The organism is Commensalibacter sp. M0268 (genome assembly GCF_016101925.1).
Classification (GTDB): domain Bacteria; phylum Pseudomonadota; class Alphaproteobacteria; order Acetobacterales; family Acetobacteraceae; genus Commensalibacter; species Commensalibacter melissae.
Window position 1 is genome coordinate 528,457 of record NZ_JACFPQ010000001.1, and the last position, 15,860, is coordinate 544,316.

The 15,860-nt window shown below is 38.1% G+C and carries 16 protein-coding genes; 14 read left to right on the forward strand and 2 right to left on the reverse strand.

Features of this window, described 5'->3' with window-relative positions:
- Positions 1-16 precede the first annotated feature (16 nt).
- Positions 17-652 carry a uracil-DNA glycosylase gene (locus tag H3R28_RS02335; protein WP_198209005.1) on the reverse strand — a complete coding sequence of 212 codons (636 nt, stop codon included), beginning with the start codon at positions 650-652 and terminating at the stop codon, positions 17-19.
- Between the two features lie 62 nt (positions 653-714).
- Positions 715-1,260, reverse strand: a complete 546-nt coding sequence (locus H3R28_RS02340) for an NYN domain-containing protein (protein WP_110438165.1) — start codon at positions 1,258-1,260, stop codon at positions 715-717.
- Between the two features lie 179 nt (positions 1,261-1,439).
- On the opposite strand from H3R28_RS02340, the gene folK reads away from it, so the two are divergent.
- The 14 genes from folK (at position 1,440) to bamA (ending at position 15,837) form a co-directional block, all read left to right on the forward strand.
- The gene (gene folK / locus H3R28_RS02345; RefSeq protein ID WP_198209004.1) at positions 1,440-1,937 is read left to right on the forward strand and encodes a 2-amino-4-hydroxy-6-hydroxymethyldihydropteridine diphosphokinase; all 498 of its coding nucleotides are present in this window, start codon (positions 1,440-1,442) and stop codon (positions 1,935-1,937) included.
- 57 nt (positions 1,938-1,994) lie between these two features.
- The gene (gene rpoZ, locus H3R28_RS02350) at positions 1,995-2,402 is read left to right on the forward strand and encodes a DNA-directed RNA polymerase subunit omega (RefSeq protein WP_110438163.1); all 408 of its coding nucleotides are present in this window, start codon (positions 1,995-1,997) and stop codon (positions 2,400-2,402) included.
- Between the two features lie 70 nt (positions 2,403-2,472).
- Complete coding sequence (locus tag H3R28_RS02355; RefSeq protein ID WP_198209002.1) at positions 2,473-4,740, forward strand: bifunctional (p)ppGpp synthetase/guanosine-3',5'-bis(diphosphate) 3'-pyrophosphohydrolase; 2,268 nt, start codon at positions 2,473-2,475, stop codon at positions 4,738-4,740.
- A 16-nt stretch (positions 4,741-4,756) separates the two neighbouring features.
- Positions 4,757-5,179 carry a holo-ACP synthase gene (acpS, locus tag H3R28_RS02360; protein WP_198209000.1) on the forward strand — a complete coding sequence of 141 codons (423 nt, stop codon included), beginning with the start codon at positions 4,757-4,759 and terminating at the stop codon, positions 5,177-5,179.
- Positions 5,180-5,248: 69 nt separating this feature from the next.
- Entirely contained in the window at positions 5,249-6,109 is an 861-nt protein-coding gene (lepB, locus tag H3R28_RS02365) for a signal peptidase I (protein ID WP_198208998.1), read from the forward strand.
- The gene (gene rnc / locus H3R28_RS02370) at positions 6,106-6,858 is read left to right on the forward strand and encodes a ribonuclease III (RefSeq protein WP_110438159.1); all 753 of its coding nucleotides are present in this window, start codon (positions 6,106-6,108) and stop codon (positions 6,856-6,858) included. Before lepB ends, rnc begins: the two co-directional genes overlap by 4 nt.
- Positions 6,858-7,742, forward strand: a complete 885-nt coding sequence (gene era / locus H3R28_RS02375; RefSeq protein ID WP_155565586.1) for a GTPase Era — start codon at positions 6,858-6,860, stop codon at positions 7,740-7,742. Before rnc ends, era begins: the two co-directional genes overlap by 1 nt.
- 114 nt (positions 7,743-7,856) lie before the next feature.
- The gene (gene pyrH / locus H3R28_RS02380; RefSeq protein WP_110438157.1) at positions 7,857-8,600 is read left to right on the forward strand and encodes a UMP kinase; all 744 of its coding nucleotides are present in this window, start codon (positions 7,857-7,859) and stop codon (positions 8,598-8,600) included.
- An 87-nt stretch (positions 8,601-8,687) separates the two neighbouring features.
- Positions 8,688-9,209: a ribosome recycling factor gene (gene frr, locus H3R28_RS02385; protein WP_155565942.1), complete on the forward strand. Its 522-nt coding sequence runs from the start codon at positions 8,688-8,690 to the stop codon at positions 9,207-9,209.
- Between the two features lie 25 nt (positions 9,210-9,234).
- A complete protein-coding gene (locus H3R28_RS02390; RefSeq protein WP_232349711.1) occupies positions 9,235-10,008 on the forward strand; it encodes an isoprenyl transferase in 774 nt (257 codons plus the stop codon).
- Positions 10,001-10,879 carry a phosphatidate cytidylyltransferase gene (locus H3R28_RS02395; RefSeq protein WP_198185236.1) on the forward strand — a complete coding sequence of 293 codons (879 nt, stop codon included), beginning with the start codon at positions 10,001-10,003 and terminating at the stop codon, positions 10,877-10,879. The genes H3R28_RS02390 and H3R28_RS02395 overlap by 8 nt, the downstream gene beginning before the upstream one ends.
- A 45-nt stretch (positions 10,880-10,924) precedes the next feature.
- On the forward strand, positions 10,925-12,082 hold the full coding sequence (gene dxr / locus H3R28_RS02400) for a 1-deoxy-D-xylulose-5-phosphate reductoisomerase (protein WP_198208996.1): 1,158 nt from the start codon (positions 10,925-10,927) through the stop codon (positions 12,080-12,082).
- 25 nt (positions 12,083-12,107) lie between these two features.
- Positions 12,108-13,214, forward strand: a complete 1,107-nt coding sequence (gene rseP / locus H3R28_RS02405) for an RIP metalloprotease RseP (protein ID WP_198208994.1) — start codon at positions 12,108-12,110, stop codon at positions 13,212-13,214.
- Positions 13,215-13,413: 199 nt separating this feature from the next.
- A complete protein-coding gene (gene bamA / locus H3R28_RS02410; RefSeq protein WP_198196095.1) occupies positions 13,414-15,837 on the forward strand; it encodes an outer membrane protein assembly factor BamA in 2,424 nt (807 codons plus the stop codon).
- The last annotated feature ends 23 nt before the right edge of the window (positions 15,838-15,860 follow it).

A 15,860-nucleotide genomic window follows, 5' to 3' on the forward strand; every position in this document is an offset into this window, starting at 1 on the left:
AAAGGAGAAAGTAATCCTAATCAAGTTTGACGTGAATAGATTCTATTAAATTTTCAAACATTTCCGTCGTTAATAATCTGGTACTCGTATTATATTTTGATACATGATAGCTGTCGACCAGCGATATTTTTTCATTTAGTTGAATATATTGTCCATGCTTGAATTTCACTTTAGAATTTGAAATGTTAAAACATGACAAAATATTTTTATGTGCAATTACACCCAACGCCAAAATAATTTTTAAATTCATCATATTTTCAATTGCTGATTTCAAATAAGGGCGACAGTTTTTTTCCTCTTGCGTTGTGGGTTTATTTTGAGGTGGCACGCAACGAACGGCATTCAAGATTTTACAATTGATCAGGGTCAAACTATCATTGGGATCAGCCTGATAGGTTCCAGAGGCAAATTTGTATTTGATAAGAGTATTGTAGAGTAAAATGCCTGCATAATCTCCTGTGAAAGGACGCCCGGTTAAGTTCGCCCCTTTTAATCCCGGAGCTAGACCAACAACAAGTAATTCTGAATCAATATTCCCCCAGGTTGGAACAGGTGCATTCCAGCCAGTGGGAAATTTTTCTTTATTTTCTTCTCTAAAATTTTTAAGACGAGGACAAATGCTACAATTTATGTCAGGTGTTAAATTTATCATGAAATTAAATATTTTTTGAAAAAATAGACTGTAATAAAATTGGATATAAAGATTATGTATAGTTATTGTTGGGCTTCATTTGGCCGTCGAGTGAACTCGGGTGCAATGCTTGTTAATTCAATAAATTGATCGGCTTGTCTTCTTAATTCATCACCAATCATGGGTGGGTTGGTTTTGATAGAAGATACGACAGAAACACGTACCCCCTGTCGTTGAACGGATTCAACAAGGCGTCGTAAATCGGCATCACCACTGAATAATATGGCATGATCAATTTTTGGAGCAATTTCCATCATATCGACAGCCAATTCAATATCCATGCTTCCTTTTACCCTTCGCCGACCATTTTGGTCTGTAAATTCACGGGCATTCTTGGTAACCAGAAGAAACCCATTATAGGCTAACCAGTCAGTCAGGGGTTTTAATGGAGAATATTCTTCTGTATCTAGGACGGCAGAATAATAATAGGCACGAATGACGTTACATTGTTTTTTAAAAAAATTGAGTAAATTTCTGTAATCGACATCAAAATTCAGATTACGTGATGCGGAATAAAGGTTTGCTCCATCGATAAATAAGCAGACCTTTTCATTATTTTTAAGAAACATTTATAAGCACCTTAAAATTTTTGAAAGCAGGAGTTAAATAAGAATAAAAATCGTTATACATAATTTGTTTTATCAGTTATATCAACATTTTATAGGTTATATCAATTTTACATTAAAAGGCGAGATATTTTGTATCCTTTTGATGTAAATTTATTTATTTAGGTAATTATTACAAAACTATGATTATTATTTCAGTAGGTAGCAACCTTCCAGGAGCATGGGGAGACAACCCTTATGAAATGTGTCAAAAAGCATTTTATTATTTGGGTAAAAAACTTAATGATACCTCCATGATCGTTTCTCCAATGTACCAAACTACACCAATTCCGCCGTCATCTCAACCTTTATATATAAATGGTGTCATATTATTTGATAGTCAAATTCCATGCAAAGATTTACTTTCAATTTTAAATGAATTGGAGGACAAAGCAGGTAGAATACGTCAAAAGATAAATGAATCTCGCCCGCTTGACCTCGATATAATTGCATATCATGACAAAATCATCAAAGATTCATCACGATTGATCGTGCCGCATCCCCGGGCACATTTAAGGGCTTTTGTTTTATATCCCTTAAGAGATGTATTGCCAAATTGGGTTCATCCCGAAAGCAAGAAATCACTTGATGAATTAATATCAGAACTACCACCTGATCAGGGTATTGAACCTTACATTTGATTTCTTGATAAAAATATGATATTGGTGAAATCCTTTTGAATCTGGAGATTAATTTGAATGGCACGCGTTACTGTAGAAGATTGTGTTGAAAAAATTCCTAATCGTTTTGAATTGGTGCTTTATGCTTCACAACGAGCACGCAACATTTCAAGAGGTGAGGCGTTAACTATAGATCGTGACAATGATAAAAATCCAGTGGTTGCCCTAAGAGAAATTGCAGATGAAAAAATTGATCTTGCAACAATTAAAAATGATATTATCCGTACCCTGACTCGTGCTCCTGAACCTGAACCGGTGGAGGAAGAGGTTGCAGATCTGATCCCAGCGGAAAAAAATATCTTTGGCCTTCAAGATGTTTCAATCGAGGAAGAACAGGCCAAACCGACAAATTCCTTTGAGAACATTAATCAGATCATGCATGAATTGGATCGTCGTCGTATGGCTTCTGAAAATAAAGAGGAATAATTTAATTTTATTTTTCAGTTTTATAATCTATAAAATTAAATAAGAGTGTCATTTAATTTTTGGATTATAAGTGGAAAATATCAGCTTTCCCATAGCCTTGAGTGAAAGCAATCAAATTGATTGCTCTGGATTAATTGATCGTATTCGGAAATATGAGCCGGAGGCGAATGTTGCTTGTGTAGAGAAAGCTTTTAGAATTTCTGTTCAAGCACACGAGAAACAGTATCGTGACAACGGGGCTCCATATATTACACATCCTTTGGCTGTGGCAAATATTTTGGCTCATATGAAAGTTGACATTGCCTCTATCGTAACAGGTCTTTTGCATGATACGATAGAAGATACAGAAATTACCCGAGAATTTATAGAAAAAGAATTCAGCAAGGTTGTTGCAGATTTGGTGGATGGCGTTACCAAACTGACAAGGCTTGAATTACAATCTGATAAGACAAAACAAGCTGAAAATTTTCGTAAACTTGTCTTGGCGATGTCCAAGGATATACGTGTATTGATTGTCAAGCTTGCTGATCGTCTGCATAACATGCGTACTTTACACTATGTTCAAAGACTGGATCGTAGGCAGCGTATTGCTCGTGAAACAATGGATATTTACGCGCCATTGGCTGAACGTATCGGAATGGATAATGTGAAAAGGGAATTGCAAAATATTGCATTTTCTGTTTTGGAACCTGAGGCAGATGCTTCTATTAAAGCGCGTTTAAATTTCTTGCGTGGACAGGGTGCAGATATTATTGAGGAAGTCTGTGCCGAGCTTAAGGCAATCTGCCAAAAGGGTGGGTTGAGGCAGGTCGAGGTAACGGGAAGGGAAAAATCTTGTTACTCTATCTGGGAAAAAATGCAGCGAAGGCAGGTTACCTTTGAACAGCTTTCCGACATAATGGCATTTCGAATTGTGGTTGAAACCAAAGAGGATTGTTATACTGCCCTTGGTATAGTGCATAGTCATTACCCTGTTGTAGCCGGACGTTTTAAAGACTATATTTCAGCGCCCAAGGCCAATGGTTATCAGAGTATTCATACGGGGGTAACCTTGCGTTTTCCCCGCAATCAGAAAATTGAAATTCAAATCCGTACAAGAGAGATGCATGATATTGCTGAAAATGGTGTTGCGTCTCATTGGATATATAAACAGTTGCCGATTATTAACAAAAACAGTAAAAATAATGACCAGGTTATTGGCATTGCTGCCAAGATGAAAAAATTACGCTGGGTTCAGGATCTTCTTGAAATTCTTGAAGATTCAACAGCCCCAGATGAATTTTTGGAAAATACGAAGCTGGAATTATATCAGGATCTCGTTTTTTGTTTCACACCGAAAGGGGAATTGATCCAGCTACCAAGAGGAGCGACACCTGTCGACTTTGCCTATGCGGTTCATAGTCAGGTTGGGGATCGTTGTGTTGGTGCAAAAGTGAATGGACGACTTATCCCCTTGCGCCAAAAATTAAAAAATGGCGATCAAGTGGAAATTATGACTGCACGGGAAGGTAACCCTTCTCCATCCTGGGAAAGATTTGTAGTTACTGGAAAAGCGAGAGCTCGAATTCGTCATTTTGTCAGTAATCAACAAAAAGAATTGAAAATGGAAGCTGGACGCGTTGCGTTGGCTAAGGCTTTTCGGCAGGAAGGTGTTGATGGATCACAAAAAATTCTTGAAACTGTTTTAAAGAATTTTAAACAAACCTCTCTTGATGAATTATATATAGCGGTGGGTAGCGATAATATTTCTGCCAAAGATATAGTATATGTTGCTTACCCAGAATTAAAACCTATTAAACGTGCCCCTCGTTTTGTGCCCGGGTTAAGCGATAAAGGCCGTATTAGCCAAAATAAAAATAAAGACGATCATAAATTCTCTTCCCCATTGAAAGGTATGGATAAGGGAATTGTGGTTCATTTTGCGGGTTGCTGTCATCCAATTCCCGATGATGCCATTGTTGGTATTGTTGCAACAGGCAAGGGGATCACTATTCATCGCAAGGAATGTTCAACATTAAACAGTTTTTCTGCTACCCCAGAACGTTTTATGAGTCTGGATTGGGACTATGATATATTAAACCAGGTGAATAGACAGAAAAATTATACAGCGCGTATTAAAATTGTAGCGGAAAACGACAACGTCATTCTGGCAACTATTGCCAATCGTATTGTTCAGTATGATGGCTCTTTGATAAATTTGAAAATTGTTAACCGACATATGGATTTCATCGAAATTCTTTTGGATGTGGAAGTTAAAGACCTTACACATTTAAATCAGGTTATCAATGGTTTGCAAATGGTCAAGGGGATTGTCCATGTTGAACGATCATGTTCATGATTAATGGAGAAATAAAGTGATTATTGGTATTGGGTCAGATTTATGTGACATTCGTCGTATCGAAAAAGTCATTACACACCATAAGGAACGTTTTCTTCATCGTATATTTACTGATAAAGAGATAAAAAAGGCTGAAATGCTATCAGACAAACTTAAGTCTGGAACTTATGCCAAACGGTGGGCAGCAAAGGAGGCCTGTGCCAAGGCATTGGGTACGGGATTTACAGAAGAGGTTTTTTACAAGGATATTGAAATTGTCAATAACGAAAAAGGTAAACCGACATTAAGATTATATAATGGCGCTTTCAGATCTTTACAAAAATTAATTGATAAAAATAAAAAAACGAATATTTTACTGACCATGAGTGATGAATATCCTTATGCATTTGCGCAAGTTATTATTGAAATGCTTCCAATAAATACCGTAAATGAACAGTGATCGTGAAACTTTGAAATACCGCATCTAAATCGGGCACCTATTAGGAATTTAACAAGATAGATTGTTTATATGGAAAATAATCAGGATAAGATAAATAAACCTGTAAAAGATACAGGAAATAATGAAAAACATGTTTCAATATGGCATCAGATCAAGGAATTGATTTATACTATCTTTTGGGGTGGTCTTATTATTCTTGTTATACGCATTTTACTATTCGAGCCCTGCAATATCCCATCTGGTTCAATGATCCCGACCCTTTTGGTTGGGGATTATATTTTTGTTAGTAAATACAGTTATGGGTATTCTCGCTATTCCTTACCTTTCTATCATCCGGATCTTAAAGGCAGGCTATGGTATAAAGCTCCGAAAAGAGGAGATGTAGCTGTTTTCAGAAGTACTAAGCCTCCCTACGATTATTACGTAAAAAGAATTATCGGTTTGCCGGGAGACACTGTTCAGGTAAAAAATAGTGTTTTATACGTAAATGGCAAGGCCGTTGAACGTCAATTTAGAGGAGAATATCACTATAAAGAGAATTCTTCTGTTCCTGTTGAAGTGGATCATCGATTTACTGAATTCCTACCAGCCAATAGTAAAATTGTTAAACACGATATTCTGCAAAAAGATTTTGATGAATATGAACAATCTCCCTATTTATGGAATGGGGAATTAAACGTAAATAATACTGTTATCTACAAGGTGCCTCAGGGACATTTTTTCGCTATGGGTGATAATCGTGAACATAGTGCGGACAGTCGATTCACAGATCCTAATTCGCCAGATTATCTTGGATATGTCCCAATTGATCACTTAATCGGGAAAGTGCAGTTTATTTTTTATTCTTATGATAGTCAGCATCCAGTTTGGCAATTTTGGTATTGGCCAGTTGAAATACGTTGGGATAGATTGTTTAAAGCGGTAAAATGACAAAAATAACTATTAACTCCCTGAATTCTTCTGAAAAAGAACTTGAAAATAAACTGGGATATGAATTTGTAAAAAAGTCATTGTTCCGAAAGGCTTTAACCCATCGTTCCGCAGTGTATGAACAAAAATATGCACATAAAAAAAGGAAAAGAGCCCGGTCAAATGAACGGTTAGAGTTTATTGGTGACCGTGTTTTAGGATTGGTGATGGCGGAATGGTTATTGGAACGTTTTCCGGATGAGCAGGAAGGTGATCTTGGACCTCGTCATGCCAATCTTGTGTCCAAAACAGTTTTGGCAAAAATAGCATCAAAACTTGAAATTCATAACAGTATTCATGTTGCGTCACATGAAGAAAAAGCCGGGGTCAATTATACCGAAAGTGTTCTGGCTGATGCTGTAGAGGCTATTTTGGGGGCGATGTATCTTGATGGAGGACTTGAACCTGTCAGAAAATTCGTCCGTAAATTATGGGTTGATATTATGAAAGCGCAGGCGCTGCCTCCCAAAGATTCAAAAACAGCATTGCAAGAATGGCTGTTGACAAGAGGATTGCCTTTACCAGTATATGAATTGGTTTCCCAGGAGGGTCCGTCCCATACGCCTGTATTTATTATAAACGTCAAGGCACAAAATATGGAGGGACAAGGTAAAGGGGGAAGCAAAAGAAGTGCACAGAGTGCGGCAGCCAAGGATTTGCTGGGCAAACTAAATAAGGTTAATAAAATCAAGAGACAGGGTAATAAGTGATGCGTTGCGGTTTTGTTGCATTAATAGGCGCACCAAATGCTGGTAAATCAACTTTGTTAAATCAAATGGTAGGGGCGAAATTGTCAATTGTCAGCCCCAAGGCACAAACAACAAGAATGAGGATATTGGGAATTGTTATGCATCAGCAATCTCAAATTCTTTTGGTCGATACACCAGGTATATTTAAGCCTAAAAGACGTCTGGACGAATTGATGGTTTCAAATGCCTGGACCGGTGCGGTGGATTCAGATATAACCCTTTTTATTCTGGATGCACATAATGGATTAAATGAAGAGATTAACCTTATAATTCAAAAATTGAAGGAAACTAGCCGCCGTATTTGGTTGGTATTAAATAAAATTGATAAAATTATCCCCCAGAAACTGTTACCTCTTGCAGATCAGGTTAATAGTTTACTTTCAATAGAACGTAGTTTTATGGTGAGTGCGAAAAAGGGGAATGGTGTAAATGATTTAATGGAAGCACTGGCAAAAGAGGTTCCTGAAGGGCCATGGCTATATCCAGATGATGATTTGACCAATTTGCCAGACCGGTTGCTTGCTGCCGAGTTGGTGCGTGAACAAATTTTTATGAAGACTCATGAAGAAATTCCTTATGCAATAACCGTTGAAACAGAAAGTTTCAAAGAAAAATCTGATCATTCAATACGGGTTGATTTGGTAATATATGTCTCTAAACCCAATCACAAAGCGATTATAATTGGGCATCAAGGACAAAAAATACGAATGATCGGTGAACGAGCCCGAAAAGAACTTTCTCGTTTATTGGAACGGCCATGTCACGTTTTTTTAACAGTTAAGGAAAGAAAGAATTGGGATAGTGAAAATAATCGATTAAAAGCCATAGGGCTTGATCTTTCATAGGATAAGCATTGTTTGTTAATCAATTAAAATTTATTTTCATTCTTTCAAAATTTTAATGGCTGATATAATATCTTTAACCACTTAAAAAAACTTTATTTACAATGTGAATTTATAATGGTTTCTTCAGAAAAAATTGTTCCTAAACGAGTTTTATTGAAAATTTCAGGTGAGGCTTTACTGGGTGAAGGTAGTTATGGTATCGATCCCAAAGTTGCAAACGCTATTGTAAGCGATATCGCCAATGTTGTTAAGTCTGGTGTGGAAGTTTGTTTGGTAATCGGTGGTGGCAATATTTTTCGTGGCATGACTGCAGCCTCCAAGGGAATAGATCGTGTTCATGGTGATTATGCTGGAATGCTAGCTACAGTGATTAACGCAATTGTTTTGCATAATGTTTTGGAACAGCATCATATTGAAAGCTGTATCATGTCGGCGATTGATATTCCTCAGATTGCAGAAAATTATGTAAGAAACAAGGCTATTTCACATATAAAACAGGGACGGGTGGTTATTTTTGCGGCGGGTACGGGAAATCCCTATTTTACTACGGATACAGCTGCAGCGTTGCGAGCCATTGAGATGGGATGTGATATTATGCTGAAAGGGACACAGGTTGACGGTGTCTATGATAGCGACCCCAAGAACAATCCTGATGCCAAAAGATATGATACAATCACCTATTCTGAGGCTCTCATCAAGGAATTAAATATCATGGATGCGACGGCTTTCAGTCTGGCTCAGGATAATAAGTTGCCAATGATAGTGTTTAATGTACACAAAGAGGGCAATTTTGAAAATGTGTTGTTGGGTAATGGTGTTTGTACCAGAGTGGTTGCTTCTTCTTCAAATCATAAGTAAAAGATAAATTAAATAATCTTAATAATTTTAAAAGGTGTTGATGTGGTTGATGATATTAATAGTTTAAAGCAGGATCTGACACGACGTATGCAGAGCGCTATTGAATCTTTTAAGCATGATCTGGCAGGGTTGCGTTCGGGACGTGCAACTCCGGCCTTGCTGGAGCCTATTCGCGTTGATGCTTATGGAAGCATTACACCAATTACTCAGGTCGCTTCCATTACAGCGCCAGAATCACGAATGTTATCTGTTCAAGTATGGGACAAGACGCTAGCATCCGCTGTAGACAAGGCGATAAGGGAAAGTGGGTTGGGATTGAATCCTATTCCTGACGGGCAATTAATTAGAGTGCCTATTCCACAGTTAACCGAAGAGCGACGTAATGAAATGGTTAAGGCTGCAAGCCGGTATGCTGAAAATGCAAAAATTGCGGTGAGGGGTGTTCGTCGTGATGGAATGGACAAAACCAAAGCTGCTGAAAAAAAAGGTGAAATCAGCCAAGATGATGTAAAAGATTGGTCTGATGAAATTCAGAAAATAACAGATCAGTATGTTAATAAAATTGATGAGGTTTTTGCTGAAAAAGAACGTGACATTAAACAGGTATAGATCATAAACATCAGGTTGATAATTAATGGTTTTACCTACTGTTCATGATAATGTCAAAATATCATCAACAATGGATGATTGTGAAATACCCCAACATGTTGCGATCATTATGGATGGCAACAGTCGTTGGGCGGCTGCAAGAGGATTGCCGAGAATTGCCGGACATCGTGCAGGTGCACAGGCGGTTAAACGAAGTATAGAATTTGCTATTGAAAAAAAGATAAGATGGTTGACTCTTTATGCGTTTTCTTCTGAAAATTGGCAAAGAACACCAGAGGAAGTATCAGATTTAACCGGACTTTTGAAATTTTACCTTAAAAGCGAAGTTAAAAAGCTTCATAAGCAGAATATTCGTATTCGTATAATCGGTGATATTACACGTTTTGACCAAAATCTTCAAAACGATTTGCATGCAGTGGAATATTTGACAAAGAATAATGATGCGCTTGTCCTGACTTTGGCTCTTTCCTATGGAGGGAGAGGAGAAGTTATTCAGGCAGTTAAGAGAATTTGTCAGGATCGGGTTGATAAGTTGCTTGATTCACGGGACATAACAGAAGATTTATTTGCATCATATCTTTTTACGGCAGATATACCAGATCCAGATCTTATTTTACGAACAAGTGGTGAAAGCAGATTATCAAATTTTCTTTTATGGCAGGCCGCTTATGCTGAATTAATTTTCATTGATACGCTTTGGCCAGATTTTGACAAAAAGGATTTTGATAGGGTTATAGATATTTATATTCGTCGGGAACGACGTTTTGGTGCCAGACCGGGATTAGAAGATAGTGAATAATAATCAGCAAGCTTCCTGGCAGGATTTGCCTGTACGAATTGTTTCTGCAGTGATTATTGTTCCTGCTGCTTTGATTTGTATCGTATGGGGTGAATGGTATTACATCGGTATGATTTCCATTATAAGTATCGTAATGGTATATGAATGGGAAAATCTTTTTAAAATTAGTTATAAAAATTTTAAGGGGTGCCTGTTTTTATTTTGGCCTGTTATAGCCTATTGCGCCGCCCTTGAAGGAATGTGGACACAATCGCTTTATATCATATTGGGGTTTGCCTTTATTTTTGGACCACAATTATGGTTGGGATCAGTGATTATCGGTGGCGCTGGTTTATCTTTATTGTGGCTACGGTTTATGACAGGCTTTCAAACCTGGATGATCATCTGGATTGTTTCGGTTGTTATTGCAAGTGACAGTTGTGCCTATCTTGTTGGAAAGCTTGTTGGTGGACCCAAACTCATTCCTTCTGTCTCTCCTGGAAAAACCTGGTCGGGGGCTATAGGTGGATTGATTGGTGCCGGGTGCATCGGCGCCTGTATCATTGGATATTTGAATCAAGGAATAGGACATTCCTATCTTATCGGATGTGTTTTGAGTGTTCTTATCGGTATTATGGCGCAAATTGGTGATTTGCTTGAAAGTAAACTTAAACGTATTTTAGGTGTTAAAGATTCAGGCAAAATCATTCCCGGACATGGGGGGGTTCTGGATCGTTGCGATGCTTTGTTGACAGTATCAATTTTGGTCGCTCTTCTTACTTTTTTCCTGCCATCTGAAATAGAGGGTGTCAAATGGAATGGTGGATCACTAGCTAATAATCAATTAATATTTAATATAAAACCTAATATACCTTTATATTTGTTTAAATAATCAAGGGAGCATTCTGGTTTTGGACATGAAGAGGATTTTCAGGAAATGAAGACGGTTTCAATATTGGGTTGTACAGGAAGTATTGGGTGTTCGACAGTTGATCTCTTGTTGCAAGATCCCCAGGCGTTCAAAACGGTTGCCTTGATTGGAGGCAAGAATTTTAAAAGACTTGCTGAACAGGCAATTAGGCTTAATGCTGAATATGCTGTTATTGCAGATGATCAATTTTTACCAGAATTGAAAGAATTGCTGAATTCTTTCCCTGTAAAGGTAATGGGAGGACGTCAGGCTGTCTTGGAAGCGGCAGCTATTCCTGTTGATTGGACAATGGCGGCTATTACCGGTGCCATTGGCTTGGAACCAACTTTGGCCGCCGTTAAAAACGGTCGTTATGTTGCCTTGGCTAACAAAGAGGCCTTGGTTTCAGCTGGAGATGTGATGTTAAAGGCCGTGAAAGAGGCTGGCGCGACATTACTTCCTGTTGATTCCGAGCATAATGCCGTTTTTCAGTCAATGGCGGATAAACAATATAATGCAATCGAAAAAATCATTCTAACCGCTTCTGGTGGGCCATTTCGAAAATTTTCCCTTGAAGAGATGAAAAATGTTTCACTAGATCAGGCATTAAAACATCCGACATGGACGATGGGTGCCAAGATTACCATTGATTCAGCAACAATGTTTAATAAAGGGTTGGAAATTATTGAGGCGGCCAGGTTGTTTTCCGTAAGCGAGAATAAAATTGATGTTTTAATCCACCCCCAATCCATTGTACACAGTATGGTACAATATGAGGATGGAAGTATCTTGGCACAACTTGGTTCTCCAGATATGAGAATTCCAATTGCTCATACTCTGGCGTGGCCAAAGAGAATGTATTCAAATGTTGAACGATTGAATCTTGCCAAGGCAGGAAAGTTAGATTTTGAAGCACCTGACGAAACAAGATTTCCAGCTTTAAGATTGGCACGTGAATCTCTGAAAGCTGGTAAATGTGCGCCAACCATTCTATCAGCAGCCAATGAAGTGGCAGTTGATGCATTTCTTCATGAAAAAATTCGTTTTCTCCATATAGCGGTTCTAGTTGAAACCGTCATGCAAAAACTTGATGCACCGACGGCGAATTCACTAGAAGATGTGTTGCATTGGGATATGGAAGCTCGTCGTTGCGCAAAAGAGTGGCTGAACAATTACAATAACTAATCTAAGAAATATAGGGTAAGACTGGATGCATGCGTTTATAGTAACAATTATCTCTTTCATATTTGTATTAGGAGTGCTTGTATTCATTCATGAACTTGGTCATTATTTCGCTGCACGTTGGCGTGGGGTTCATGTCGACGTATTTTCAATTGGTTTTGGCAAACCGCTATATAAATGGCGTGATAAGGTTGGAACCGAATGGCGATTATGTCCTATTCCGTTGGGTGGTTACGTAAAACCGCATGGATTTGAAGATCCGGAAGATGCCACGGATGAACAAAAAGCAAATTGGATTCCGGGGAAGACATTTCATGCAAAACCTGTAATGGATCGTTCAATCGTTATTTTTGCAGGACCTTTTTTTAATTTTGTTTTAGCCGTGATCCTGTTTGCCGGTGTATTCGCAATTTCAGGTAAACCTTTTATTAAACCAGTGGTAGAAAATATTGTTCCCAATAGTGCTGCCAGCCAAGCTGGTATGAAGCCTAATGATATTATTATTCAAATTGACAGATATAAAAATCCTGATGCTCAATCCCTGGCTTTATTTGCGAAAAAGCATCCGGGAATGATGACAACGGTGATTGTGAAGAGAGAAGGTAAGGAAGTTTCATTACCGATCACAATTAGTTCAAAATTAATTGACCATAAATCAGTAGGGCAGTTGGGGATTGTCATGGGCAGAATTTTTGTTGAAAAACATCGATTGTCAATCGAAGATTCTGTCGTATATGCATTCCGAGAAACATGGAATATAACCGCTGACACTGTTATTGGACTGGGGCAGATGGTTACCAGACAACGTTCCTTGAGTGAACTGGGCGGACCAATAAAAATAGCCCAGATTTCTGGTCAAGTTGCTGAAAAAGGTTTTGATCAATTAATCTTAATGATGGCAGTCTTATCCATTAATTTAGGCCTTATAAATTTGTTTCCGATTCCAATGTTGGATGGAGGACGGTTATTATTTTATGTTATTGAAGCTGTATGTCGTAAACCTGTGCATAAAAAAATTCAGGCATGGGCATTTCAAATCGGTTTCGGATTGATTTTGTTGCTTTTTTTATTTTCAACATATAACGATATTTCACAATTAGGTTTGATAAGCTGGTTTACAAGCCACAGTAAATAAATTCTATTCAATTTCTGTAATCAAAAACTTGTAAAAAGGATTAAAAATCGTTACCCCTTTAGTTTAAGAAATAAAATTTGATTTAATTGTTGTATTTCTTGTGATATTGAATTGAATGGATTTGTTTTGGTAATAAAGGGTGGCTGATTTGTCCGGTAAACGTTCGGCGTTGTTTGCTTCTGTATGCATATTTCCTTTTATGTGCGTATCGTTACATGCTCAAACAACAAGTAAAACTTCTTATGCATCTCATCATAAAAAAGCGGATTATCGTCGAAGTTCTATAAAAAAATCCCGTAATAAAAAGCGTTCTGTTGATAATCAAATAACGAAACAGGGCGGCATTATCCAATCAATTGAAGTATATGGAAATGATCGAGTTGAAACCCCGACAGTTCTTTCTTATATGCTGGCTCAACCAGGTGATCCATTTAATAAGGATTTATTGGATCGTTCTTTAAAAACACTTTATGCCACAGGTTTATTCAAAGATATAAGTCTGCATCGTTCCGGCAGTACGTTACAAATCAAGGTTATAGAGAATCCGATTATCAATCGTGTAGCTTATGAGGGTAATTCCAAACTCAAGGATACGGATATTCAGAAATACACTTCCTTGAGGGCGCGTTCTGTTTATTCCCCTTCACTGATTGCTTCTGATCGTCAGCGTATCCTTGCCATGTATGGTGCAAAAGGACGTTATTCAGTAACTGTTACGCCACAAATTATCAACCTGTCTCATAATCGTATTGATGTTGTTTTTAGAATTGATGAGGGTCCTAAAACTTTAATTAAAAAACTTACTTTTGTTGGTAACCATGCATTCAGTGAGGCACGTTTAAGTCAGGTAACCTCTTCAAAAGAAGCTGCGTGGTATCGATTCTTTTCCTCTTCCGATCAGTATAATCCGGAACGTGTCCGTTATGATGCGGAATTGATTCGAAGATTTTATTTACGTAACGGTTATGTCGATTTCAAAATGATCAATGCTACGGGTGAATTATCACCTGACCATAAATCTTTTTATATCACCTATACAATGGAAGAGGGGCCTCAATATCGTCTGGGTAAGGTTGATGCCCGTTCAAATGTTGAAAATGTGACAGCTGAAAAAGTTCAACGGATGATTCCAATACGTAAAGGGCAAATCTATGATGGCAAGGAAATTGATGACTTAGCTAAAGATATTCAGGAGACATTGCAGTCACAGGGGCATCCTTTTGCCGTGGTAAGACCTGAAATTGCGCGTAACCCGGAAAAAAAGATTGTTGATCTGCTTTTTGATGTTATGGAAGGGCCGAGGGTTTATGTTGAGAGAATAGACATTAACGGTAATACGGTGACTCAGGATAAGGTTATCCGTCGTGAGTTGCCTATAGCTGAAAATGATCCTTTTACTGATACAACCGAAAAATATATAAAGCAATCAGTTGAGGATTTGGGATATTTCAAAACTGTCAAAGTAGAAAAAAGTAAAGGTTCCGCTCCTGATAAACGAATGGTTTCTGTAAATGTTCAGGAAAAACCAACAGGTGAATTCTCACTAGGGGGAGGATATTCCACGGATTCCGGTGTGTTGGGAAATATAGGGTTAAGGCAGCGTAATTTCCTTGGAACAGGGGTTGATGCGGGAATTAACGGTACGATGGCCTATTATGCTCGACAAGCTGATTTTTCGATAACAGATCCATATTTTCTGGGTAAAAATATGGTTGCGGGAATTGATATATTCTATCTTGAAAATAATTATCAGACTTATCAGAACTATGCCGAAAACAGGTATGGCGCAACTTTCCGTATCGGATACGCGTTTAATAACGTTCTGTCACAGCAATGGACATATTCGATTATGGAAAGAAGGGTTCATGATATTTGGAGCCATTCATCTTTCTATATTCTTGATCAAAAAGGCTATTCATTCTTGTCGCAAATTGGTACGACGATTACTTATGACACGAGAGATTCGAGAATGAATCCTCACAGTGGAACCTTGGTTCGCCTGGGTGGTGATTTTGCTGGTGTCGGTGGTGACACGAAATATGTTCGCGGTAAAATTGATGCTGCCCAGTATTTCCCCCTGGATGATTTTACCGGTAATCGTGATTGGACATTGAGTATCAGTGGTGGTGCAGGGTATATAAGCGATATTTCAGGACATAATCATAGAAGTGTTATTGATAACTTTTATCTTGGTGGTAACAATCTGCGTGGTTTCTATGATGGTGGAGTTGGACCAAGAACCCATCCAATCAGTCATGTGGTTGAGGGTAAATCCCATGGTGAGGAAGATTTCCTGGGAGGTCGTTTCATGTACACGGCTTCAGCACAAATTAATTTTCCCATGCCCGCTTCACGTGATCTGGGTTTAATGGGTCGTTATTTTGTGGATATGGGTGCTTTGGGAGGAATGCGTGTCAAACGTCGTTATACCAATAAAGCGACTGATGGAGATCGTTATACACCGATTTGGGGAAATTCAATGACACCGCGTGTAAGTACTGGTGCTGGTATCTCATGGAAAAGTCCTTTCGGTATGTTGAATGTTGATGTTGGTATACCTATTGTCAAACAGAGACGTGACCGGGTACAACTATTAAGGTTTGGTTTTGGACAACAGTTTTAAGGATTTATAATGGCAAAAAATTT